Source organism: Rhodococcus sp. NPDC056516 (genome assembly GCF_042794655.1).
Classification (GTDB): domain Bacteria; phylum Actinomycetota; class Actinomycetes; order Mycobacteriales; family Mycobacteriaceae; genus Rhodococcus_F.
In genome coordinates this window covers 167,903-191,139 of sequence record NZ_JBHTTG010000005.1, presented here as the reverse complement: position 1 = coordinate 191,139, position 23,237 = coordinate 167,903, and the positions used below count along the sequence as shown (strand labels likewise).

The window sequence follows — 23,237 nt, the reverse complement described above, 5'->3', positions numbered from 1 at the left end:
ACTGTCAGCACCTACCGATCGAAGGAAAATTCATGCTTGTACTCACCGGAGCAGAAGACCTCACCGCCAACCTGAACCAAGAGTTGGGTGTCAGCGACTGGCACGAGGTCACTCAGGAGTCCATCGACGAGTTCGCCCGCGTCACCGGCGACGATCAGTGGATTCACGTCGATGTTGATCGCGCGAAGGAGTCGCCGTTCGGCGGAACCATCGCGCACGGCAACTACACGCTCTCACTCGGCCCCAAGTTCTCGTACGCGATGTTCTCGCTCGAAGGTTTTGCGTTTGCTCTCAACTGTGGATTCGACAAGGTCAGGTTGCCTGCTCCGCTACCGGTGGGCTCTCGTGTCCGCATGCGTGCGACGTTGAGCAAAGTCGAACCGATAAACGGCGGCGTCCAGATCACGGTGACGCAGACGTTCGAACGAGAACACGGTGACAAGCCCGTATGCGTCGCCGAGATGTTGACCCGCGCGTATCACTGAAAGGTCAGGAGCCGAACATCTTTCGGATCGTGGTACCGAAGGGATGCTTCGCGGTGACACTGCCGAATCGCACCTTGCCGTGAACCACCAGGTGCAGCGGCCCCATCTGTGGACCGGAGCGAACCTTGTTGGACGCGCTTCCTCCGACTGCCTCGACACCGTTCATGTCCACCGTCGCCTCTTCGGGAACGATCAGTGAGATTGAACTGGCGTAGTCGTCGATCGAGATGTTCACGACCTGCGTCTGCATCACTGCACGCGTGAAATCGATGGTCACACTGGACATTCTGGTGTCGACCACGACGGCTGGAGGAACGATCCATGCACCGTTCCGCGTCACCGTCGCCATTCGTCCGCGGATCACGGCAGCATTCGCCGCGCCGTACGCACCGACAACCGGAGCCCCGACCGGAGCGCGGTAGGGCGGGCTCGGGTGAACCGGCGGTGGCTGATGCGGCTGGGGTTGGTAGGTCGGCGCCGGATAGGGCTGGCCTTGGTACATCGGCTGACCCGCATTGGGATACGCGGGCGGATCGTAGTCGGAGATCAGTGTGATGCCCGGAAGATCCGTGAGTACCGAGTTGAGTTCACCTCGCGTCTTCGCGGCCAAGGCCGTGTCCATGCGCTCGGTGAACTCACCGAGCGAGAGCATCCCTTGACCGACAGCTTTCTGCAGCAGCTCGCCGACGTGCTCTCGTTCGGCATCGGACACGCGTAGATTCCTGGCCTCCATGATTTCCAGGATAAACGTTATTCGAGACCTTGTTCTATTGCGTATCGCGTGAGTTCGACGCGATTGGCCAATTGAAGTTTCCGAAGCGTCGCCTGGACGTGGTTTTCGACGGTCCGGTGGCTGAGCGAGAGCCTCGTGGCGATCTGTTTTGCGCTCAGCCCCTTGGCGACAAGACGGAGCACTTCAGTCTCACGGTCGGTGAGCCGAGGCAGCTCTGGTGCACGATCGTCGGCCGGTGCCGTCGACATCCGGCGGTACTCGCCGAGCACCAATCCGGCGAGGCCGGGTGTGAAGACGGCTTGTCCGTCGAAGGTCGCTCGCACGGCCTCGAGCAGTTCCGCCACGGAAGCACTCTTGACCAGGTAACCCGACGCTCCGGCTTTGACCGCGTCGAGGACGTCGTCACGCTCGGCGGAGGCCGAAAGCACGAGTACCTTGCTCTTCGGCGAAACCTCGAGCACCGCAGTGGTGGCGTCGGCGCCGTTTCCGTCCGGCAGGTTCATGTCCATCAGAACCACGGCGGGTTGCACGGCGGCGGCGCGGCGGCGTGCACTCTCGACACCCTCCGCCGTCGCACTCACCGTGAAACCGGCGGCCTCGAGGTCCCGGGAGACACCGTCGCGCCACATCGGGTGATCGTCGACGACCATCACCGTCACCGGATTCTCGCCCTGTTCGTCAGCCACGCTCACTCTTCCCCTTCGGAACGTTGATCTCCCATTCGGTGCCCTCCCCTGGCCCCGTTTGCAGGACTGCAGTTCCGCCGAGCACCTGCACTCGGCCGAGAATGGACTTCGATACTCCCATGCGGCCTTCGGCTTCGGCTTGCGCCAAGCGACCCTCTGGAATTCCGATTCCGTCGTCGCGGACGCTGACGATCACCTCGCCCGGCAAATCTTCGAGCAATACGTATGCCTTCGCCGCGGGCCCGGCGTGCAGCCCGACATTGGACAGGGCATTGTCGACGATGGCTGCCAGTTCGATGGCTCGATCACGCTCGATCACGACGGGGTGCGCGGGCGTCGACACCGACACCGACGTGCTTGCCTGCGTGGTCAACAGCGGACACAGGTCCACTGTCTGTCCGCCGACGTCAGCCGCGGCACCCGAAACCTGCTCGGAGATCAGCATTCTCAAGGCGACCTCCTGCTCACCTGCCAGAGCAGCCAGTTCAGCTGCCTCGCCGCCGAGTGCCGCTCCTCGCCGGCGCACCATCGCCAGGACCTGCAGGACTCCGTCGTGTACTTCGCGTGCCAAGCGTTCGCGCTCTTCGGTGGCCGCCGCCAGACGTACGGCCTGCTCGAGTTGTCGATGCGAGCGCCGAGCGGTGGTGGTGGCCAAGCCCAACGCCAGGCCGACCGATACGAGCACGGGAGCCGTCGCATCGCGCCAGAGGTCCAGGTTGACCTGGTCGCGGATGATCGCGCTGGCCGCCGAGATGACGACTCCGGACGCCATGCCGAGCCACGGCCCGCCGAGAATTGCCGCGGAGATGACAGCGTTGGTGGCCCACAGCGTGGTGGGGAGCGTCTGGTGATTCTGATACCACTCGTGGTCGGAGACCAGCCTCGTCGACGCCATCAGCAAGACGACGACCACCTGATCGGCAATCACCACCTGATATCTCGGCAGCTTCTTCCCGAACAAAGCACCGGAGGTCCCGAGCAGCAGTGCCGACACCCCGGTCCACACGGCCATCAGAGCGACGAAGAACCAGCTGAGCCGGGAGTTGGTGTAGTCGGAGGCCGAAGCGAACTGGTAGCTGATCGCGTACACCAGCGTGACGAGCCGAAATGCCTGCGCCGCCCGCCACAGCGGGGCATCAGGGTCGGTGTCGATGCCCGACGCCTCGCGAACGGTCGGCTGATAGTGCAGCCGACGACGGCGGGTGGGCTCAGTCATCGGGAGGGGTGGGGTTCACGATGCGAGGCTCGGCGCGCGGCTCGTCGGGTTCGGCGGGGAACAGTGGGGTCTCCGGATCTTCGACGTGCAGTTCGGCGTACGCGATGTCCGGGTCGTCAGCGAGGAGGGAACGAATAGCGGTATTCAGGACCGCGACGATCGGAACAGCCAATAGCCCGCCGACGATTCCAGCGAGAACGATGCCCGTCGTAATGGCGAGAACGACTGCCAGCGGATGCAGGCGAACAGCGCGACCCAACAACAGCGGTTGCATCACGTGCGCTTCGAGCTGCATGACACCGATGATGATGCCGAGGACAATCAGCGCCGTCAGGAAACCCTTCGTGACCAGAGCGACAAGCACCGCGAGAAAACCGGTCAGAAATGCACCGACGATCGGAATGAACGCGCCGATGAACACCAACGACGCCAGCGGCAGGGCGAGCGGCACCCCGAGGATCGCCAGGCCGGCACCGATACCGATCGCGTCGGCTGCGGCAACCGCGACCGTGGCGCGCACGTAACCGATCAGCGACCCGAACCCCGCAGAACCGGCGATCCGCACGCGACGTCGAGCGTCGGTGGGAACGATGCGGGTGACGAACTGCCAGATCTGGTCGCCGCCGTAGAGGAAGAAGATGAGAGTGAACAGCGTCAGCAATGCCCCGGTGAAGATCTCACCGATGACTGTCGCCGTGGTCAATGCGCCGCTGGTCAGGGACTCACGATTGGATTGCACCGACTTGACGACCGAATCACCCGCTTGGCGGATCTGATCCTCACTGAAGTGCAACGGTCCGCTGGTGAGCCAGTTCTGAATCTGCGTGACGCTAGCCGTGAACTGGTCGGTGAGCTGCGGCAACCCGTCGATGAACTGCTCGACGACAAACGTCATGATTCCCGCGACCAGCCCGATCGAGCCGAGCAACACGACGATGACAGCTGCCGAGCGAGGAACACCCCACACCTGCAGCCGATCAACCACCGGAATCAACAGAGCCGATGCCAAAAGAGCCAGCCCGACTGGGATGAGCACGGTTTCGAGACGTAGAACGACATACCCGAGAACCAACAGTCCAGCGAAGATCACAATGAGGCGCCACGACCATTCCGCCGCTATGCGCACACCCGGATGCACTGCCCGAGCGTCGGCGGATATGGGTCTGTTCATCCTCGAAGCTCGCTCCGCACGCCCCCTGTTTGCGTTCACATCGCGAGCCTAACCGGACCGGCCGACACAGGTGAGCGGACGAATAATCGGACGCGCGTACCAACACTTCGACCTCTGCCAGCTAAATTGAACCCTGTGCGGGCCTCATACAGAGCAATAGCGGTGACCATCCGCAGCCGGTGGCCTCTCTATATGCTCTCCATGCTCGCGGCCAACCTGATCGGCGCGGTACTGGTCTTCGCCTTCGTGCGGTACGGCGTGCCGATCCAGGAGTCCGACGCAATAGTTGCCGACCGGGTCCGCAACTTCGCGATCTTCGGCGTGTACCTCGCGTTCGCCGGTGCCGTCAGTCTCACTGCAGCGGCCATGATGTTGAAATCGGTCATCCGTTGGCGGCTGCGCGGGGGTCCGCCGACAAGGTCAGAGCAGATGGCGGCACTCCACGCGCCGCTTCGCCAGGCCATCGTCCACCTGGTGCTGTGGATCTTGGGCGGAATCATCTTTGTGTTCCTCACCATCACCGAGATGCCCGGACTCGCGATCGCGGTGATCGTGACGGTGTGTATGGCCGCGACCACGACCTTCGGGTTCACCTACATGCTCGGTGAGCGCATCTTGCGTCCGGTCGCCGCCCAGGCCTTGAGCGAAGGCGAATTCGATCGGACCATGGCGCCGGGCGTCGGCACCCGGCTGGCGATGACCTGGGGACTCGGCACGCTGATGCCCGTCGCAGGCATCATCTTGCTGTGCTCGACGCAGCTCACGACGAATCTCGAGTTCTCCCCCGACTCACTCGCGTGGGCGATCCTGCTCATCTCGATCATGGCGATCGTGCAGGCGTTTGCGCTGTCGATGCTGACGGCTACTCAGATCTCCGATCCCATCCGCCAACTGCGTCGGGCCATCGAGCGGGTGCAGCGCGGCGCTACCGACGTACGCGTCGAGGTGTTCGACGGCAGTGAGATCGGCCGGCTGCAGGTCGGCTTCAACCGCATGATGAAAGAGTCCGACGAGCGTCGTCTGCTGCGTGAGCTGTTCGGTCAGCACGTCGGCGAGGACGTGGCCCGGCGCGCGCTGAAGTTCGGTACCGAACTGGGCGGCGAAACTCGATTCGTGGCAGTTCTGTTCGTCGACATGGTCGGATCCACCGGCGCCGCGGCCGAGCGCCCGCCGGGTGAAGTGGTCGAGCTGCTCAACGAGTTCTTCCGTGTGGTCGTCGACGTCATCGATCGTCACCACGGTTTTGTCAACAAGTTCATGGGTGATGCGGCGCTCGCCATCTTCGGTGCACCACTCGATCGACCCGACGCTCCGACGGCAGCCCTCGCTGCGGCTCGCGAGCTGCGGTTCAAGCTCAACGACATCACCGGCCTGGACGTCGGGATCGGCGTGAGCGCGGGTCTTGCGGTCGCCGGCAACATCGGTGCTGCCGAACGTTTCGAGTACACCGTGATCGGCGATCCGGTCAACGAAGCGTCACGGCTCACCGAGCTCGCGAAGCTTCGGCCCAGCCGAGTGCTGGCGTCGACGAGCGCGCTGTACTTCGCCGACGAAGAGGAACAGGCCGAGTGGGAACTCGGCGAGCAAGTTCAACTGCGTGGACGCCGACGACTGACGCATCTGGCGTGGCCCGAAAAGTATCCAGAGGTCGATCCGGATCAAATTGGTTAGGGTGAGTCGATGGCTCAGCCTGGAAACACCCCACGGCGACTGAGACGACCACGCTCGCCCGTGGCCGAGACCAGTCGGGCCAGAGGGCGCTTCTGGTGGCTGAAGTGGCTGCTCGGGGTGGCGCTCGTCGCCCTTCTGATAGTCGAAGGCGCAATTCTCTGGCCCAAGCTCAGTGAGTCCTGGCGGGCCCTCACCGAAATCCATTGGGGATGGGTGGCCGCCTGCGTCGCGGCGCAACTCATTTCACTCAGCGGTTACGCGTCCGTGCAGCAACGTCTTCTCAATGCCGCCGGCGTGGTTGCCGGTCATCTGAAAAACCTCTCGGTCATTTATGCCAGTACGGCGATGGCGCTGACGCTACCTGCGGGCCAGGTTTTCTCGACCGCGTTCACGTACAAGCAGACTCGAAAATGGGGCGCGACACCGGTGGTCGCGTCCTGGCAGTTGGCTGTGTGTGGAGTGATCGCTGCTGCGACGCTGGCACTCCTCGGCGCTACCGGCGCAATAGCATTCGGCACCAAGGTCAGCCCCATAACGCTGACGATCTCGATCATCGGCATGGCAGCACTGTTCCTCGCGTTGCGATACATAGCCCAGAACCCCGGCAGTATCGAGCGGATCGGGCATCGAGTCCTGGCCCGATACAACCGAATTCGCAAGAATCCACTCGGCCGCGGAATGCGACGCTGGTCCGAGATCCTGAAGCAACTGGATTCGGTCGAGCTCAGCCGCACCGACTCGGTCATCGCATTCGGGTGGTCAGCCATCCATCGCGTCGCCGATGTCGCCTGTCTGGGTTTTGCATGCTGGGCGGTTGGCGCGGAGCCCTCTTTTGCGGGGCTCCTCATTGCCTTTACTGCCGCCAAAGCAGTCGGCAGCATTCCGCTGGTTCCCGGCGGACTGGGTTACGTGGACACGGCCCTGATCACAGCGCTGACGATCGCCGGAGCCAGCGGGGCGCAGGCAATCGCGTCGGTGTTCGTGTATCGAATGGTCAGCCTCGTTATGGTCGCTGTCGCCGGTTGGATCGTCTTCTTGATCACTTTCCGTGCAACCCACCACGAAGATCTCGAGATGGACCTCGAATTCGAACGTCGAGAACAACCCGGCGTCTAGCGTCGCAACGCTGCTGCCATGTCGTCGAGGTGTGCCCGGCTGATCCGTACGGCTGTCTCCGCGTCGCCGGCTTCGATGGCGTCCACCAACATTCGATGCTCGTCGGCGTCGGGCTGGCTGTGTGGATGTAGATCCAGAACCGCGATCAACTCGATCAACGCGGCCCGCAGACGGGGCACAAAAGTCTCGAAGAGCTCCGACAGCACCGGATTGTGTGCCGCATCCACCACCGCCCGGTGGACCGCGATGTCAGCGTCGACGAAGGCTGCGTCCCCGGAATGGGCGGCAGCAGTTCTACCGTCCAACGCTTGCCTCAGAGCCGCGACATCGACGGCATCGCGCCGCTGCGCTGCGAGGCGAGCCGCTTCGATCTCGACCGCGTTGCGCACCTCGATGACGTGAAGGATCGCCTCGGCTTCGAGCACTCGGGGCCACTGATCCGGTGGCGTCGTACTCCGTAGAAAGACGCCGGCTCCCTGTCGCGATTCGAGCATGCCGAGACCCGCGAGAGTCCGCACTGCTTCCCTGATAGTGGACCGCCCGATACCCAACTGCGCGGCAAGAGTGGTTTCACCTGGAAGTTTGGCGCCGACTTCCCACTCACCGTTCACGATCCGCGCTCGCAGCAGCTCCGCGGCCTGGTCGGTGAGCAGCCGACGCTCGACGATCGGTGACACGTGAACTCCTCAGGTTGTCTGATAAGTGATTTCGTTCTAGTGTAGCCCGCATGGCTACAGGAGCACTCCTTCTCGACTGCCGCGGCGGGGCCTGAAAGACCGGCACCCCTCCGCGGGGTTTCGCCATGCCGGTCTTTCGACTCGACCGCAGGAGAAACCGAAGATGAGTACAACCCGCTCCAACCACTGGAACAACCAGAAGCGCTCACCCATGCCGTCCGAGCGCTATCGCGCAGCCTGGGACCGCGTCGACATTCCGACTTTCGAGCGGACGTGGCCGTCCAATCGCACCACCGTGGCACCCCTCTGGGTGCCCGTCGATCTGCGCGACGGCAACCAAGCCCTCGCGGAACCGATGGACCCCGAGCGCAAGCGTCGAATGTTCGAACTGATGGTGGCGATCGGCTACAAGGAAATCGAGGTCGGCTACCCCTCCGCGAGCCAGACCGATTTCGATTTCGTTCGAGACCTGGTGCGCTTCGATCTCGTTCCCGACGACGTCACCATCGTCGTATTCACCGCCGCGCGTACGGATTTGATCGAGCGGACGTATCAATCGATCGAGGGACTGCCGAACGCGGTCGTCCACATGTACACGGCGACGGCGCCGACGTGGCGAAACGTGGTTCTCGGCAAGGAACGAGAAGAGTTGCACGACATGATTTTCCGCGCCGCACAAGATGTCGCTCGCGGCGGCGAAGGCCACGACGGATGGCGATTCGAGTTCTCCCCCGAGGTCTTCAACCTCACCGAGCCCGACTACATCCTGCAGGTGTGCAACAGCCTTACCGAACTCTGGGACGCCAGTCCCGATCGCCCGGTCATTCACAACCTGCCTGCCACAGTCGAAATCGCCACCCCCAACATCTATGCCGATCAGATCGAATACATGCACCAGAACCTGGCCCGACGCGATTCGGTGATCCTCTCGGTCCACCCGCACAACGACCGCGGCACCGGGGTTGCATGCGCCGAACTGGCAGTGCTGGCCGGTGCGCAGCGCGTCGAGGGGTGCCTGTTCGGCAACGGCGAGCGCACAGGCAACGTCGACCTGGTAACACTGGGGCTGAATCTGCATGCACAAGGCGTCGATCCGGAAATCGACTTCTCCGACATCGACAAAATCCGTCGAACGGTGGAGTACTGCAACAGAATTCCCGTCCACGAGCGTCACCCGTACGGCGGCGATCTCGTGTACACGGCATTCTCCGGCACCCACCAGGATGCGATCAAGAAGGGTTTCGCCCATCACTACGAGAGCGCGAAGGCCGCGGGCGTCGATCCGGGATCGGCGCCGTGGGCAGTCCCCTACCTGCCGATCGACCCCGCCGACGTCGGTCGTGACTACCAGGCGGTGATTCGTGTGAACAGCCAGTCGGGCAAGGGCGGAATCGCTTATCTGGTGCAGACCGAGTACGGAGTCGAACTCCCCCGGCGTCTGCAGATCGACTTCGCTTCGCGGGTGCAACTCGAGACCGACGACTCGGGCACCGAAATGACGGCCGATCAGCTATGGAACCTGCTGCTGCGCGAGTACGGGTACAACGGAGGAGTGCGTCGGTACTCGCTGGAACACACCGCCGACGGTGATCAGTTGTTCGTCGCCATCGATCGTGACGGGCGCGAGGTCACCGCCGCAGCCAGCGCGTCCGGACCGGTCGAGGCATTGAGCAAAATCCTGACCGAACAGGGTTCGGCGGTCGAGGTCGTCTCGCTCACCCAGCATTCACTGCCCCGCAACCCGAAATCTTCCGGGAGTGCGAATTCGGCAGTCACCATTGCAGAGTGCGTGGTGAACGGTGAAGGGCGCTGGGGCATTGCGGTGCATCAGTCGGTGACGGCGTCGGCGCTTCACGCGGTCTACGCCGCTAGCACACGAACTGTGATGCAGCTCACATGATCTTGCGGAAGGATTTCCGGGGGTCCATAGTTGAAGCTACAAGAACTTGAACATTCAACTACTTCTTCAGGAGCTTCCATGACCACCGCAACCTTGCCCACATTGACCGCCGGAACCTGGGTCATCGACACTGTCCACTCCACCGTCGGATTCTCGGTTCGCCACCTCATGGTTTCCAAGGTTCGTGGAACGTTCGACGAGTTCTCCGGAACGATCACCGTTGCCGAAGACGGAACCCCCGCCGTCGAGGCCGAGATCTCCGTGGACTCCATCAACACCAAGAACGAGCAGCGCGACGGCCACATCAAGTCCGCTGACTTCTTCGACGTCGAGAAGTTCCCGAAGGCAACCTTCAAGTCCACCGCAGTGCGCTCCAAGGGCAGCGACTTCGTCCTCGCCGGCGACTTCACGCTCCACGGCGTCACCCGCGAGGTCGAGCTGAATCTCGAGTTCAACGGCGTCAACCCGGGCATGGGCCAGGGCCCCGTCGCCGGATTCGAAGCCACCACCGTCATCAACCGCAAGGACTTCGACATCTCCATCGAGATGCCCCTCGAAGGCGGCGGAGCAGTTGTCGGCGACAAGATCACGATCACCCTCGAGATCGAAGCCGGCCTCCAGGCCTAACCTCACTGTGCGCCTTTATTAACCGCCCGCGGTTAATAAAGGCGCACAGTCGTATGGTGTGAGCGTGAAGAAGTACGCACCATTCCTGCTGATCGACGCCATTCTTGTCATAATCTTCTGCGCGATAGGGCGCCGTACCCACGAAGAAGCCAATGCGCTCGCCGGTCTCGCGAAGACATCCTGGCCGTTCCTGACCGGCCTGGCAATCGGATGGGCCGCCACGTTCGCGCTGTACCGCGACAAGTTCAACCCCGTTCTCCTGCTCCCCACCGGCATTGCCGTTTGGCTCGGCGCCGTCGTCATCGGCATGGTCCTGCGAGTGCTGAGCGGTCAAGGCACGCAGTTCAGCTTCATCGTCGTCGCGACTCTCGTCCTCGGCGCGTTCCTGCTCGGCTGGCGCGCACTCGTGCCGTTGGTAGCGAGGATTCGCACCAAGTCGTAACCAAATTCCACGGCTCGGAACCACCCGAAATGCCCGAGGACGTAGGACACTTTTCGGATGAGCAACACTACGGAGCCCGTCGAACGTAGCGAAAAGGAAGACCGGGGGTTCTTCGGACAGCCCTTTGCGCTGGCGAACGTGTTCGGCGTCGAGATGTGGGAGAGATTCTCCTTCTACGGGATGCAAGGCATCCTCATCTACTACCTGTATTACAGCGTCAGTGACGGCGGCCTCGGCATCAGCCAGGCAGCAGCGACCAGCATCGTCGGCGCGTACGGCGGCACCGTCTACCTGTCGACGATTCTCGGCGCGTGGGTGGCCGACCGACTTCTCGGCTCCGAGCGCACCCTCTTCTACAGCGCTTCACTGGTGATGGCCGGCCACATCGCACTGTCGGTTCTCCCCGGCATGTGGGGTGTGGGTGTCGGCCTGGTCATGGTTGCCTTCGGCAGTGGTGGTCTCAAGGCCAATGCGACCTCACTGGTCGGAGATCTCTATTCCGAAAAGGATGTCCGCCGCGACGCCGGATTCTCCATCTTCTACATGGGCATCAACATCGGCGGGCTTGTCGGTCCGCTGCTCACCGGTGCCGTCCAGGACGCCTGGGGATTCCATGCCGGTTTTGCTCTCGCCGCCGTCGGTATGGCGCTCGGTTTGATCCAGTACACGCTGGGCCGCAAGCATCTTCACGGAATCGGAGCCGAGCCAGGCAACCCGTTGCCCGCGGACAAGCGCGCACTCTACATCGGGATCGGCATTGCCGCGATCGTCGTCGTCGCGGTCGCCTCCGTCACCGGTTTGATCACGGCGGACAACATGTCCGACGTCGTTGTCGGACTCACGATCGTCGCGTCGGTCGGTTACTTCCTCCTCATGCTCACCAGCAAGAAGGTCACCAAGGTCGAACGCAGTCGAGTCTTTGCATTCATCCCGATGTTCATCGCGAGCGCGGCCTTCTGGTCGCTGTTTCAGCAGCAGTTCACCACCGTGCCGGTGATCTCAGACAAGCTCCTGGACCGCAATCTCTTCGGTTGGGACTTCCCGCCGACGTGGGTACAGTCGATCAATCCGGTGTTCATCATCATCTTTGCCGGTGTGTTCGCAGCGATGTGGACCAAACTCGGTGACCGTCAGCCGTCGTCGCCGATCAAGTTCGCGCTCGGTACCGGCACGATGGGTCTGGCGTTCCTGGCGTTCATCCCGATCACCGGGGGCGGACCGAACAGTGCACCGCTCCTCGGCCTGGCCGGTGTGCTTCTGCTCTTCACCTTCGCGGAACTCTTCCTGTCCCCCGTCGGCCTTTCCCTTGCAACCAAACTCGCGCCCGAGCACTTCCACACTCAGATGGTGGCGTTGTTCTTCTTGTCCGTTGCATTGGGTTCTTCGATGGCGGGAACCTTGGCCGGTTACTTCGACATCGACGACAGTCGCCCGTTCTTCCTGATCATCGGTTTCTCGTCGATCGGAATCGGAGTGATTCTTGCTCTTGCCTCGCCGTGGATCAAGAAGCTGATGCAGGGCGTGAAGTAGACGGGCTCACTTCACCCACAACCACAGAGCCAACACGAATCCCGCTATCGCTACTGCCACACGCAGTACCGATGGCGGGATTTTCTTGACGACGGGCGGGCCACACCAACCTCCGGCCAACGCGCCGAGCGCCATCGCCAACGCGGCCACCCAATGCACCTGTCCGGAGAAGGCGAAGATGAGTGCAGCCACAAGATTGGCGATGCCGAGAAAGAAACTCTTCAGGATCGTTGCACGCCACACCGTTTCGGAAGTGAGGATGAGCGTCGCAGCCAGGAAGATGACTCCGGCACCGGCACCGAAATAGCCGCCGTAAACCGCGACGGCAAACAGTGCTGCCGAGTAGATTCCGGGGCGGTCACCGCCGCCGGACAACTCACGAATCTTCGGTTGCAGCAGCAGCGCGAGCGAGGCGAACACGACCATCGCCGGCACAACGGATTCGAACGAACCTTCCGGTGCCAGCCACAGGATGAGGGCACCGATGATGCCACCGGCCGCCGAATAGAGAGACCAGCGAACAAGTTTCGGACCGGTATCGGCAACTTCACGGGACGAGTTCGCCAATGCTCCGACGCCGACGGCCACCAACGCAACAGTATTGGTCATGTTCGCGCTGACCGGTGAGAGCCCGACGCTCAGCAAAGCCGGATACGAAACGATCGATGCAAGACCAGTGACAAAACCGACAAGACCGCTGAAGAATCCCGCTACGACGAGGAAAAGGAAATCGAGCAGGTTCACGAACCAGGAATCTACTCGCGGTGCCCGGTACTACTTGTCGGCAGGCTTGCCGAGTTCCTGGAAGAGCTTGTCCGTCATCTGCATTGCTCGATCGCCGCCGTCGGCGTCTGCGACGAACACTGCGAATGCGAAGTCTCCGCGTGATCCGTAGAACCAGCGATCGTCACCGCTCGCCGCACCGGCCGCCATCATGTCCGGGTACCCGGCCAGACCGCCGGCCCCTCGCATGGCGTCACGCAGACGATTGTTCACATCGCCGGGCAATGCCGTCGGGGCGACGTCGGCGGTAGCCGGTTGTCCGAAGACCATCATCGGAAGCGGGGCACTACCGCGGGCGATCGACGCCGCCAGCATCGCCATCCCGAATGGAGTCACCGTCGGCGCACCCGAGTCGTTGGACGTCTTGTTGGCCATCACGTTGTTCATCGCCTGGTCCACGCCGGGGCGGTTCGCGGCAAGCACTGCAGTCTGCTGTTCGAGCCCCTGAATATGGAAGCCGTTGCCCAGTCCGAGTTGCTGCCCCGTGTCGGCCAACTGCTCGGCTGACACTGCTCCGGGGTCGACGCCGTTCTGCATCGACGATGCGAGACGGACCAGATCGAGGGCGCCGCCGGCCGGGCGCAACCCGGTGAAAGCGATGGGCCCCTGTTCGATGGCCTGATTGTTCTGTGCTGCAGCCAGAATTGCGCCGTCCGACGGGCGGATCGCGACGATGGCCGCAGGAGTACCCGCACTGACGACGGCTTCGATCGCGGCAAGTTGAGCGTGCGAGTCGAGAGTCGCGGCGACGTCGGGGCCGGGAGGTCCCTGGAAGCCGGCTTGCTTGATCGGGAACCCGTTGGACTCGACCAGGTTGACCGCCCAGCCGGCGGTGGCGTCACGATTGGCCTGCCACACGGTTCGCAGCGGATCGAGCAACGGCGAGTTGATGCGACGGTCGGAGGCGATCAGCTTGGGTGTCTTGACCACGACGACGCCGGGGATCGCAAAATCGCTTTCCAGGTAGGCGTAGTCCGGATCGCGGAGCAGTACGGCGGTGACGGGCTTGCCGGGGTTGGCGGGGTTGGCGGCGAGGTCGGCCAGCATCGACTCCGAGGTGACCAACGGCGCGACAGGTTCGAGGACCGTGGCGAGGCGACGGGTGGTGTCGACGGGGTCCGGCATGGTGGCCGGGTCGAGAGTGATCGCGTTGATGGTCTGCTCGTTCATGAGCAGGGTGCCGGTGCTGTCGACGACCTTCGGCGGCGCTGCGTCCGTACGGGTGTACGAGACGGTGCGACCGTTGCCGAGGTCGGGGACGAGGACCGACGGGTCCCAGGACACACGCCAGCCGACGGACAGATCGCGAACCTCACCCTGCGACTGGTAGCTCCAGTCCTTGCCTTCCCCGAAATTCCAGGACGCGTCGAGTGTGAAGAGTCCGGAGTCGCTACCCAGATCCATGACCTGAGCGACGTCGAAGTCGGTGGACTTGGCGGCAAGTCCGTCGAACATCTGCTGGATCGACGGCCGTGCCGCGTTGGGGTACGACGTGAGCGCCGCGGCAGCTTCGGCGTCGTGGTTGTTGAGGGCGGTGACGAAGTCCTCCACCACCGAGGCGGCGTCGGATTTCTTCTCCCCACCGATGACACACGACGCGAGCGCCACTGTCAGAACGACAGCAGTTATCGACGCAACGACATATTTTCCACGACGGTTGTGCTGTCCTCCGGGCCCCATGCATGTAACTCTTTACTTCTGTCACACGAGTAACAAGCACGGGATGCCTACGAACGTGTCACGGTTGAGCTACGACGGTGTGATCCAACTGCAACGGAAAACAGGTTTCAGCGCAGAAAAGTGCCCGCTACCTGCACTGCAGGTGAAGAGCTGTCCGCACCCGCGATGAATACCGCAAATGCGAGGTCTCCCTTGATTCCGACAAACCACCCATGTGCCGGGCCACCCTCGGTTTCGGCCGTGCCGGTCTTGCCGAGAAGCCCCGGAATGTCCTGCAACGACGTCGCAGTACCGCCCGTGACGGTCTCGCGCATCATCACCCGCAACTGTTCGGTCACCTCCGCGGGAGCAGGTGCGACCGTCTGATCCGCCACGCCGGCCTGTCCCTTGACCAACATCGGCGACGGCGTGGTTCCGTTGGCGATCGAGGCCGCCACGAGAGCCATCCCGAAAGGCGTGGCGGTCACGGTGCCCTGGCCGATCGCGGACTCGACGCGCTCGGCGGGAGTGTTCGCGTCGGGGACGTTGCCCGTCACCGTCGTGAGCCCGGGGGTCACGTAGTCGACGCCGAGCCCGAACTGCAATCCCGCATTGTGCAGGGCATCCGCAGGCAGACCGACGGCCATCCTCGCCATGGTGGTGTTGCACGACTTCGCGAATGCCGTGTGCAGCGGAACCGATCCGAGGTCGAACTCGTCGTCGTTGGGGATCTGACGCCCTTCGATGTTCTCGGTACCCGGGCACGGCAGAACTGTGTCCGGTGTAGCGACGCCGGCTTGCAGGGCCGCGGACGTCGTCACTGTCTTGAACGTCGAACCCGGTGGGTACAGGCGGCCGGTCAACGCGATCGGGCCCTGTGCGTCTGCGGGGGCGTTCTGGGCCACCGCCAACACCGCTCCGGTTGACGGCTGCAGCGCAACGATCGCCGCCTGTTGCGTCACCCCGGCCAGTGCGTTCTCGGCCGCGAGTTGCAGCGGTCGGTCGATGGTTGTCGCGATGTTCGGAGCAACCGGCCCGTCTTGGCCGGCGACTGTGGTGACGGTTCCGTTCTGCTTCACCTGCTGTACCGCCCAGCCTGCTGACTTGTCCTGCCCCTCCTGCCACAGATCGGACAACCCACTGAACGTCGGCGACGCCAGAGTTTTGTCCACCGAGAGCAACCGCGCCTGCGGTGCCAAGCTCACTCCGGGAATCGCCGCCAACCGCTCCTCGATCGGTGCAAGATCCTCGGCCCGCAAAGTGATTGCGGTGACCGGCTTCCCACTTGCCGACGCAAGATCGCCGCTCAGCGATGCCGCCGTGATCGTCGGTGCGATGGGCGAGAGAAGGGCCGCCACGGCTGCCGTGTCCACCGGGGGCACCGCGGCGGAATCGAGATTGACCAGCGTCACCACCTGCTGCTCCATGATCGGCTGGCCCGCAGCGTCCAGCACCGACGGCGGAGCACCGGTCGTGGGCGTGTAGCGCAGGGTCGTCGAGGAGGTCAGGTCCGGCGCCAACAGCGCCGGGTCCCACTGGATCAGCCAGTTGTCCCCGCTTTTCGACGCGTTTCCCTGCGTCGAGTAGTTCCAGTCCTGACCTTCACCGAACTTCCACGCCGCATCGAGTGTGAACGTCCCCGCAGAATCACCGGGCTCGGTGGCGTCGGAGACGGTGAACGTTCCCTCGTCCTTGCCCAGTCCGTCGATCAGGGCCGAAATTGCAGTCGACGCCGCCGCCGGGTCGGTGGTGAGGGCTGCCGCCGCTTGCACGTCATCCGCGGTGAGCGCGGACGCGAACTCCTCTGCCACTGATTTCGGCTGGTCAGGGCCAGAACTGCAGGCAACTACCGATCCTGCGGCCAATACCCCCAGAGCTACGGCAGCCACGGGACGACGGAAAGTTCGGAAGCTCTGACGAGCGTGTGAAAGGCGCACGACTCCGATCATGCCCGAATTTGTGGCGCCAGTTCGACTATCGGTGTAATCATGTAATCAGTGCAATAAACGCACGCCACACTCCACCAGCTCTCCGAGGAGAACGCCATGAAGAACTCACAAAACTCCGGCGACCGCAGGTTCGGCCGTCCCGGAGGTTGGCAACAGGCGTCGGTTCCCGACGCGAGTGATGCGTCCGACTGGTTTGCCGGTCGACTTCCCGACGATTGGTTCACCGGCACCGCCGACGTCCAGGTCGACCGCGAAGAAATCGTCGTGATTGGTGAACTCCCGGCAGTCGACGGCGGCGAGGCAGCCACGGACGGAAGGATCTCGCGCTTTCGCGAAACCACGCGCGCCGACCGGATGCGCATCGCCGACGAGGCCGAGGCTCGCTACGGACGCAAGGTCGCGTGGGGCGTACGCCTGGACGAAAAGACTGTCCTGTTCACACATCTCGCGGTACCGGTCATGACACGACTACGCCAACCCGAACGCAAGGTTCTCGACACTCTGGTGGACGCGGGTGTCGCTCGTTCGCGAGCGGATGCCCTCATGTGGACAGTTCGGTTGGCGGGCAAGCACAGCGAACAGTGGCTCACTGAACTTCGCGAAGCGATGTCGAAGGTCGACGATCTCCGATCCGAAGGCCCGAAGATCTGAAGGCCAGAAAATCTGAGCACCGAACACTGACGAGACCGACAGCACAGAATAATTCGATTGCACGGGACCGTTCGAGTGTTCTAACCTGGAACACGAATCATTCCCGACAGAACAGGAAACGGGCCGTTGCTCCTCTAGAGGTTCATCACGCGAAGGCACTCGCACCCATCAGCACTTGCTGAGCCGGGCGCACAGTCCAAGCACCCTCTGGAGTACTCATGACCCAATCCCATCTTTCTCTGTCGCTCTCGGATCTCACCTTCATCTGGCCGGACGGCGAATCAGTCTTTTCCCGCACCAATTTTGTATTCCCCAGTGGCCGTGTCGGTCTCGTGGGACTTAACGGGTCGGGAAAGTCAACTCTGCTGCGATTGATCGCGGGAGAGCTCTCACCGGAATCCGGATCCGTGACCGCCTCCGGCGAGGTCGGCTACCTCCGCCAAGACATCACACTCGATCCGAGCGTTCGGGTGGATGACATCCTCGGTATCCACGAACTACGAAACGCATTGCACCGCATCGAAACCGGCGACGGCTCCGAATCCGACTTTGCGCTCGTGGACAACAACTGGGATATCGAGGAGAGCGCTCTCTCCACCTTGCATCGACTCGGCCTCGAGAAGGTAGTTCCGGATACCGCAGCATTGAGCCGAACCGTCGGTACCCTCTCCGGCGGAGAGACCGTCCTACTCGGCCTGACCGCAACGCTGCTGAAGAATCCGCAAATGCTACTCCTCGACGAGCCGACCAACAACCTGGACCGCGACGCTCGATCACGAGTTCATGCTGCAGTCCAACAGTTTCCGGGAACCGTACTGATCGTCAGCCACGACCGGGAACTGCTCGACACCGCGGAGTACACCGTCGAACTACGTCGAGGGGATCTACGCGTGTTCGGCGGCAACTACTCGCACTACCAGGAGGTCGTGACCGCTGAGCAGGAAAACGCACTCGCCACCGTTCGCGACGCCAAGGCCGATCTGGCGAAGCAGAGCCGCGAGCTGATCGACGCTCGAACAAAACTGGACCGACGTAAGCGCTATGGGCAGAAGATGTTCGAGAACAAGCGGGTGCCACTGATTATCGCGCAGGAACGAAAACGCCAAGCCCAAGTTTCGGCCGGAAAGCTGGCCCTCAACCATATCGGGAAGGTGGGCGAGGCCAAGTCCGCCCTGTCGGAGGCAGAGGAACTCCTTCGAGACGATCGCGAGATCCGCCTGGACCTTCCTGCTACAGAGGTTCATCCGGGGCAGCAGGTTGCGCGGCTCGACGAGGTGACGTTGCGGAGCGGCCAAGGGGTATCGCTCCAGATCACCGGGCCGGAGCGGATTGCGCTACTGGGACGCAACGGAATCGGCAAGACAACGTTGCTCGATGCACTCGCTGCGTCGACTCCGTTCGTTGCCTCTCGTGCGCTCCCCCAACGTCTCGACGTGTTCGACGAGGATCTCTCGGTGGCAGACAACGTCGCTTTGGCCGCGCCACACGCGACAGCCGAGGAAATTCGCGGGCAGTTGGCACGGTTCCTTTTCCGGGGAACGGATTCCGACGTGTTGGCTTCTGCGCTCTCCGGCGGTGAACGATTGCGCGCGGCGTTAGCGACGATCCTTCTGGCCGAACCCGCGCCCCAGTTGCTTCTTCTCGACGAGCCGACCAACAACCTGGACCTACCGAGTCTCGCTCACCTCACGCAGGCACTTTCCGATTTCCGCGGTGCCATGGTGGTGGTGAGTCACGATCTGCCGTTTCTGCGCGACATCGGCATAACGCGGTGGATCAGCATGGACGAGACTGGTATTCGAGACATCGATCCCGAGTAGGCCGACGGTTGTCGCCAACGGTGCTTGACGGTCCGGCCTACCGTGGGGCGATGTGCCTTCACCTCGACGCAACCGCTGCGCTGTCGCTCGCAGGTTGGGTTCGCGAAGAACCTACTCGATCGGCCTCTGCCCCAGTTCCGCAACCACTGGTCGGCGGTTGTGACCAACTCATAGTGTGGGCGAGTTCGTTCTCCGTACTTGCCAGTTCCGACGACCAGGTGTGGTTTCTCTCGGCAGAGAACTATGCCGGTGGTGTTGGCGTCAGCGATGAGGCGTTTCCCTGGAATGCGTTCCGGCACGAGAGCCTGGCGGTCGCTTCCGGGCCGGCGGAGCGCGCGGCGATCAACGCCTTCTGGTCCACTCACCTCCCGGTCCTGATGTCGGTACGCAATGGGTACGAGTACCTGGCGCTCGCACCCGACGGTCAGGTTGCCGCGGGAGAGAGCCGGAGTTCGAGGAGGTCACCATCGTCGCCGCTGATTTCGAGGCTCTGATTCGGGGAATAGCAGCAGGCGTCAGCACTGCAGACCCCTTCACCGATGCACTGCTTGGAACAGTGGGCACTGCCCCGCCGGGCAGTGACCGGTAGCTCTGAGGGAGGCCGAGTTGATGGCCCGACTGTTCGTGAAAGTCCACGGCATCCGTCGAATGTGTCCGGAGGACTACTCGAGTTCACGTGCGTAGCAACTGGCACCCATACTGGACGGGTGTTGCACGACGTGAGAAACCCGGTGGACGGTGCGCGAATCGCCTATCAGATCGTAGGCGATGGCCCACCCCTGTTGATGGTGCACGGCACGGCGTTGTCGCGCTCCATCTGGCGTGGCTTCGGGTACGTCAAGGCACTCCAGGACCGGTACCGTCTGATCCTCGTCGACATGCGGGGTCACGGACGCAGCGACAAGCCGCACGACTCCGATTCGTATGCAATGGATCTGGTGGTCGCTGACCTTCTGGAAATTCTCGATACGGAGTCTCCGTTCGAACCGGCTCACGTCCTCGGATACTCGTTCGGCGGGCGTTCGGTGATGTCACTGGCAGTAGAGCACTCCGAACGGGTGCGGTCGTTGACCGTCGGGGGCGGTAGTAGCCGACCGATGACGGGTGCGTTCGACGCATTGTTCTTTCCCGGTTGCATCGAGGCACTCGAAAGCGGCGGTATCGAAGGGTTCCTGTCCGGTTGGGGCGCTCGGCGCGGAAAACCGGTGGATCCCCAGACTGCGACCGCGTTTCGAATCAACGACGCACTCGCACTCGCGGCATACATGCGGCGAGCGGAGAAGGAGAAGGGCGTCGACGACGCGGTGCTTCAACGGATCACCACGCCGACTTTGTTGTTCGTCGGATCGAGAGATCGCGAGCGCCTACCGGATACCGAGCATCTCGCGTCGATGATCCCGGACAGTGCCTTGACCGTGATCGAGGGCGCTGATCATGCGAGCGCAGTCGCGGACTCCGAAGCTGTGCTGCGTGCGCTCATTCCGTTCCTGAGCCGTCAGTAGTCCGGCTACACCCGACTGCTACTGAGGTGTGAGCACTTTCGACTCGAGTGCAGTCACCGGTGGTTGCCGCAAGTCCAAGCGCCGCAGCAACTGCGCATTCGCGGCAACTACCACGGTGGACACCGACATCAGGATTGCTCCGACCTCCATCGGCAGCACGAACCCGACGGGCGCCAGCACTCCCGCAGCGAGGGGAACCGAGATCGCGTTGTATCCCGCTGCCCACCAAAGGTTCTGGACCATCTTCCGGTAGGTGGCGCGGGACAGCTCGATGACCGAGCTCACCGATCGCGGATCATCGCTGGCCAGAACAACTCCCGCCGACGCGATCGCCACGTCCGTTCCGGCACCGATCGCGATGCCCACATCCGCCTGGGCGAGCGCCGGCGCATCGTTGACCCCGTCGCCGACCATCGCCACGCGGTGGCCCGCAGCCTGAAGCCCCGATACCTGCGCCCCCTTGTCCTGCGGAAGCACCTCGGCGAAGACCTCGTCGATCCCGAGCGTGCGGGCAACCGAATGTGCCACGGCCTCCGCGTCTCCGGTGACCATGGCTACGCGCACACCGCGAGAGTGGAGGGCGTCGACAGCCAATACTGATTCCGGGCGGATCTCGTCGGCCAATGCCAATGCACCGATCACCTTCTCGTCACGCACCACGTGCAGAACCGTCGACCCGTCGCTGAGCCACTCTTCGGTCCCCGGGATCGGCGTGGCACCGACCGATCTCAACATTCCCGGTCCGCCGACGCCTAAGCGTGCACCGTCGACGTCCGCCGCAACCCCGATCCCGTTGTGCGCCTGAAAGTCCGAACCCGCAGTGAATTCGAGTGACAACTCCCGCGCTGCTGCAACCACGGCGCGTCCGAGTGGATGTTCACTGTCGAATTCGACGGCTGCGGCAGCGCCGAGAACTTCGTCATCGGAATACCCGTCGACACCGCGCACACCGACCACTGCCGGCTCCCCCTTGGTGAGAGTGCCGGTCTTGTCGAAGAGAACGGTGTCTACGTTGCGCATCGCCTCGAGGGCCATGCGGTCCGTGATCAGAAACCCAGCCCGAGCCGCCCGCTCGGTCGCGATCGACACGACCAGCGGAATCGCCAGCCCGAGCGCGTGCGGGCAGGCGATCACCAGAACGGTGATCGTACGGGTCACCGCGCTTTCCGGTGTGCCCCAGATGCTCCAGGCGATCGCGGTCAACACTGCCGCGCCGAGTGCGTACCAGAAGAGCAGGGCAGCGGCCTTGTCCGCCAACACCTGGGCACGACTCGACGAATTCTGGGCCTGCTCGACCAGGCGACGGATACCGGCGAGCGCGGTGTCTTCGCCCACCGCGGTGACTCGCAGCCGCAGCGCCGAGTCGGTGGCTACGGTGCCGGCCACCACCTGGTCACCGACAGTGCGCCGAACTGTCTTCGACTCGCCTGTGATCATGGATTCGTCCATGTCAGCACTGCCCTCGACCACCGTTCCGTCCGAGGGAACGCGGGCGCCGGGACGAACTATCACCAGGTCACCGGTGACCAGAGCTGTGGTGGGCACGGTTTCCACCGAATCGCCCGCCACCCGTTCCGCCTCGTCGGGCAGCAACGCGGCAAGCGAATCCAAGGCGCTCGAGGTCTGACTGAGCGAACGCATCTCGATCCAGTGGCCCAACAACATGATCACGATCAGAAGCGCGAGTTCCCACCAGAAATCGAGAGTGTGATCCACCCAGTGCAGACTCGCAGCCCAGGAGGCGAAGAAAGCAACACGGTCGGGCTTCGATCAGGGTTTACATCGGTGACCGGATCGGATGGTCGAAAAGGAAGGGCGAGGGAAGATGACCGAGACGAGGAAAGCGAGTCTCGGCTCGGACGGCGCTGTGACGATCAGTCCGCTCCGTCAGAAACGTCGGGGACTCGTCCACTCCTGCCCGTTCGTAGAAACCGGGACCGGGGAAGCCATCTGCCGGTCCGGCTATTTCCGCTGTACACCACGCCCACAACCTTCTCCCAAGCGGGACGAGTTACCGAACGGATCGCGGTTCGGAGTTCCCTCCGATACTCGGAAACTCCATTGCGGCGTTTCGCAATTGAAACAAATCGGGTGACGACAGTCTGGCCCTCGTCTACCGCGCGTGCAGTCCCCGACATGTTCACATTGGACAGGGGCCACCAGTGCTCCAGATGTTTACGGGCGCTTCAACTATCAACGCCACAGGCGGCAACGCACCGTCCTCACGCACCGCTTCTCGATGGAGTTGATGCACGGAATCCTCGACGATGATGTGGTGTGCGAGCACAAATGCAACGAACCGTTGTGCTTGCGCGTCGGCTCCGATCATCTCGTGCGGTCGACATATTCGGAGAACGTGCGCTTCGCTGTCGCGCTCGGCCGGCTATCTGGACATACTCTCCTCGACGGCACCGGGCGACCGCGTTGCGACCGCTCCCTCGCGATCTGCAATGCCTTCCGATACGGCTACGACGAAGACGCACTTTTTGCGCAAAGACCGAACCGGGCAGGGACAGGACACACTTTTCTGACGTCAGACCGGTGCGTAGTCGTCGGTGTGGGAGCGTTAAGTCTTTGGCTCCGCACCTGCCCCGGAGACCGACTTTTCGGGTGGACCTT

General features: G+C 62.9%; 19 protein-coding genes and 1 pseudogene. 11 read left to right on the top strand and 9 right to left on the bottom strand.

The features are described 5' to 3' along the window. Positions 1–32: 32 nt before the first annotated feature. Complete coding sequence (locus ACFQ6Y_RS16700; protein WP_378535432.1) at positions 33–485, top strand: MaoC family dehydratase; 453 nt, start codon at positions 33–35, stop codon at positions 483–485. Positions 486–489: 4 nt separating this feature from the next. Here the strand turns inward: ACFQ6Y_RS16700 and ACFQ6Y_RS16695 are convergent, their stop codons facing one another. The 4 genes from ACFQ6Y_RS16695 to ACFQ6Y_RS16680 are packed head-to-tail and all read right to left on the bottom strand — an operon-like array spanning position 490 to position 4,291. After that, on the bottom strand, positions 490–1,218 hold the full coding sequence (locus tag ACFQ6Y_RS16695) for a DUF1707 domain-containing protein (RefSeq protein ID WP_378448809.1): 729 nt from the start codon (positions 1,216–1,218) through the stop codon (positions 490–492). A gap of 17 nt (positions 1,219–1,235) precedes the next feature. After that, the gene (locus ACFQ6Y_RS16690; RefSeq protein ID WP_047269712.1) at positions 1,236–1,868 is read right to left on the bottom strand and encodes a response regulator transcription factor; all 633 of its coding nucleotides are present in this window, start codon (positions 1,866–1,868) and stop codon (positions 1,236–1,238) included. A gap of 28 nt (positions 1,869–1,896) precedes the next feature. Further along, entirely contained in the window at positions 1,897–3,120 is a 1,224-nt protein-coding gene (gene macS / locus ACFQ6Y_RS16685; protein ID WP_378634748.1) for a MacS family sensor histidine kinase, read from the bottom strand. Further along, positions 3,113–4,291: an AI-2E family transporter gene (locus ACFQ6Y_RS16680; protein WP_378634744.1), complete on the bottom strand. Its 1,179-nt coding sequence runs from the start codon at positions 4,289–4,291 to the stop codon at positions 3,113–3,115. Before ACFQ6Y_RS16680 ends, macS begins: the two co-directional genes overlap by 8 nt. 192 nt (positions 4,292–4,483) lie before the next feature. Here ACFQ6Y_RS16680 and ACFQ6Y_RS16675 point away from each other — a divergent pair, with 192 nt between their 5' ends. After that, positions 4,484–5,962 carry an adenylate/guanylate cyclase domain-containing protein gene (locus ACFQ6Y_RS16675; protein WP_021343017.1) on the top strand — a complete coding sequence of 493 codons (1,479 nt, stop codon included), beginning with the start codon at positions 4,484–4,486 and terminating at the stop codon, positions 5,960–5,962. 9 nt (positions 5,963–5,971) lie between these two features. Continuing rightward, on the top strand, positions 5,972–7,078 hold the full coding sequence (locus ACFQ6Y_RS16670) for a YbhN family protein (RefSeq protein ID WP_378634741.1): 1,107 nt from the start codon (positions 5,972–5,974) through the stop codon (positions 7,076–7,078). Here the strand turns inward: ACFQ6Y_RS16670 and ACFQ6Y_RS16665 are convergent. Beyond that, a complete protein-coding gene (locus ACFQ6Y_RS16665; protein WP_378634736.1) occupies positions 7,075–7,755 on the bottom strand; it encodes a FadR/GntR family transcriptional regulator in 681 nt (226 codons plus the stop codon). The genes ACFQ6Y_RS16670 and ACFQ6Y_RS16665 overlap by 4 nt on opposite strands. A 163-nt stretch (positions 7,756–7,918) precedes the next feature. On the opposite strand from ACFQ6Y_RS16665, the gene ACFQ6Y_RS16660 reads away from it, so the two are divergent. The 4 genes from ACFQ6Y_RS16660 (at position 7,919) to ACFQ6Y_RS16645 (ending at position 12,254) form a co-directional block, all read left to right on the top strand. Beyond that, positions 7,919–9,655 carry a 2-isopropylmalate synthase gene (locus ACFQ6Y_RS16660; RefSeq protein ID WP_378547606.1) on the top strand — a complete coding sequence of 579 codons (1,737 nt, stop codon included), beginning with the start codon at positions 7,919–7,921 and terminating at the stop codon, positions 9,653–9,655. A 78-nt stretch (positions 9,656–9,733) separates the two neighbouring features. Beyond that, a complete protein-coding gene (locus tag ACFQ6Y_RS16655) occupies positions 9,734–10,282 on the top strand; it encodes a YceI family protein (protein WP_019747097.1) in 549 nt (182 codons plus the stop codon). Between the two features lie 64 nt (positions 10,283–10,346). After that, positions 10,347–10,724 (top strand): DUF3054 domain-containing protein, encoded by a 378-nt coding sequence (locus ACFQ6Y_RS16650; protein WP_378535419.1) that lies wholly within the window; start codon positions 10,347–10,349, stop codon positions 10,722–10,724. Positions 10,725–10,781: 57 nt separating this feature from the next. Next, on the top strand, positions 10,782–12,254 hold the full coding sequence (locus tag ACFQ6Y_RS16645; protein WP_378634732.1) for a peptide MFS transporter: 1,473 nt from the start codon (positions 10,782–10,784) through the stop codon (positions 12,252–12,254). 6 nt (positions 12,255–12,260) lie between these two features. On the opposite strand, the gene ACFQ6Y_RS16640 is transcribed toward ACFQ6Y_RS16645, so the two are convergent. The 3 genes from ACFQ6Y_RS16640 to ACFQ6Y_RS16630 form a co-directional block, all read right to left on the bottom strand. Then, positions 12,261–12,998: a sulfite exporter TauE/SafE family protein gene (locus ACFQ6Y_RS16640; RefSeq protein ID WP_003945554.1), complete on the bottom strand. Its 738-nt coding sequence runs from the start codon at positions 12,996–12,998 to the stop codon at positions 12,261–12,263. A 30-nt stretch (positions 12,999–13,028) separates the two neighbouring features. Further along, positions 13,029–14,717: an NTF2-like N-terminal transpeptidase domain-containing protein gene (locus ACFQ6Y_RS16635; protein ID WP_378634728.1), complete on the bottom strand. Its 1,689-nt coding sequence runs from the start codon at positions 14,715–14,717 to the stop codon at positions 13,029–13,031. A 107-nt stretch (positions 14,718–14,824) separates the two neighbouring features. Beyond that, positions 14,825–16,645 (bottom strand): penicillin-binding transpeptidase domain-containing protein, encoded by a 1,821-nt coding sequence (locus ACFQ6Y_RS16630; protein WP_378634723.1) that lies wholly within the window; start codon positions 16,643–16,645, stop codon positions 14,825–14,827. Between the two features lie 96 nt (positions 16,646–16,741). On the opposite strand from ACFQ6Y_RS16630, the gene ACFQ6Y_RS16625 reads away from it, so the two are divergent. The 4 genes from ACFQ6Y_RS16625 to ACFQ6Y_RS16610 all read left to right on the top strand — a co-directional run bounded on the left by ACFQ6Y_RS16625 (position 16,742) and on the right by ACFQ6Y_RS16610 (position 20,618). Beyond that, positions 16,742–17,296: a hypothetical protein gene (locus ACFQ6Y_RS16625; protein WP_378634719.1), complete on the top strand. Its 555-nt coding sequence runs from the start codon at positions 16,742–16,744 to the stop codon at positions 17,294–17,296. 218 nt (positions 17,297–17,514) lie between these two features. Continuing rightward, positions 17,515–19,116, top strand: coding sequence for an ABC-F family ATP-binding cassette domain-containing protein (locus tag ACFQ6Y_RS16620; RefSeq protein ID WP_378634716.1), 1,602 nt, complete (start codon positions 17,515–17,517; stop codon positions 19,114–19,116). 50 nt (positions 19,117–19,166) lie between these two features. Beyond that, a complete protein-coding gene (locus ACFQ6Y_RS16615; RefSeq protein WP_378634713.1) occupies positions 19,167–19,610 on the top strand; it encodes a hypothetical protein in 444 nt (147 codons plus the stop codon). A gap of 237 nt (positions 19,611–19,847) precedes the next feature. Next, the gene (locus ACFQ6Y_RS16610) at positions 19,848–20,618 is read left to right on the top strand and encodes an alpha/beta fold hydrolase (RefSeq protein WP_378635677.1); all 771 of its coding nucleotides are present in this window, start codon (positions 19,848–19,850) and stop codon (positions 20,616–20,618) included. A gap of 18 nt (positions 20,619–20,636) precedes the next feature. Here ACFQ6Y_RS16610 and ACFQ6Y_RS16605 read toward each other — a convergent pair. Further along, positions 20,637–22,373 (bottom strand): annotated as a pseudogene (locus ACFQ6Y_RS16605) (heavy metal translocating P-type ATPase); the annotation flags it as partial. Positions 22,374–23,237: the final 864 nt, after the last annotated feature.

Excerpts from the sequence above, each read along its gene's own strand:
- ACFQ6Y_RS16700 (WP_378535432.1), top strand. The coding sequence starts at position 33 with ATGCTTGTACTCACCGGAGCAGAAGACCTCACCGCCAACCTGAACCAA.
- ACFQ6Y_RS16695 (WP_378448809.1), bottom strand. The coding sequence starts at position 1,218 with ATGGAGGCCAGGAATCTACGCGTGTCCGATGCCGAACGAGAGCACGTC.
- ACFQ6Y_RS16690 (WP_047269712.1), bottom strand. The coding sequence starts at position 1,868 with ATGGTCGTCGACGATCACCCGATGTGGCGCGACGGTGTCTCCCGGGAC.
- macS (WP_378634748.1), bottom strand. The coding sequence starts at position 3,120 with ATGACTGAGCCCACCCGCCGTCGTCGGCTGCACTATCAGCCGACCGTT.
- ACFQ6Y_RS16680 (WP_378634744.1), bottom strand. The coding sequence starts at position 4,291 with ATGAACAGACCCATATCCGCCGACGCTCGGGCAGTGCATCCGGGTGTG.
- ACFQ6Y_RS16675 (WP_021343017.1), top strand. The coding sequence starts at position 4,484 with ATGCTCTCCATGCTCGCGGCCAACCTGATCGGCGCGGTACTGGTCTTC.
- ACFQ6Y_RS16670 (WP_378634741.1), top strand. The coding sequence starts at position 5,972 with ATGGCTCAGCCTGGAAACACCCCACGGCGACTGAGACGACCACGCTCG.
- ACFQ6Y_RS16660 (WP_378547606.1), top strand. The coding sequence starts at position 7,919 with ATGAGTACAACCCGCTCCAACCACTGGAACAACCAGAAGCGCTCACCC.
- ACFQ6Y_RS16655 (WP_019747097.1), top strand. The coding sequence starts at position 9,734 with ATGACCACCGCAACCTTGCCCACATTGACCGCCGGAACCTGGGTCATC.
- ACFQ6Y_RS16645 (WP_378634732.1), top strand. The coding sequence starts at position 10,782 with ATGAGCAACACTACGGAGCCCGTCGAACGTAGCGAAAAGGAAGACCGG.
- ACFQ6Y_RS16635 (WP_378634728.1), bottom strand. The coding sequence starts at position 14,717 with ATGGGGCCCGGAGGACAGCACAACCGTCGTGGAAAATATGTCGTTGCG.
- ACFQ6Y_RS16630 (WP_378634723.1), bottom strand. The coding sequence starts at position 16,645 with ATGATCGGAGTCGTGCGCCTTTCACACGCTCGTCAGAGCTTCCGAACT.
- ACFQ6Y_RS16625 (WP_378634719.1), top strand. The coding sequence starts at position 16,742 with ATGAAGAACTCACAAAACTCCGGCGACCGCAGGTTCGGCCGTCCCGGA.
- ACFQ6Y_RS16620 (WP_378634716.1), top strand. The coding sequence starts at position 17,515 with ATGACCCAATCCCATCTTTCTCTGTCGCTCTCGGATCTCACCTTCATC.
- ACFQ6Y_RS16615 (WP_378634713.1), top strand. The coding sequence starts at position 19,167 with ATGTGCCTTCACCTCGACGCAACCGCTGCGCTGTCGCTCGCAGGTTGG.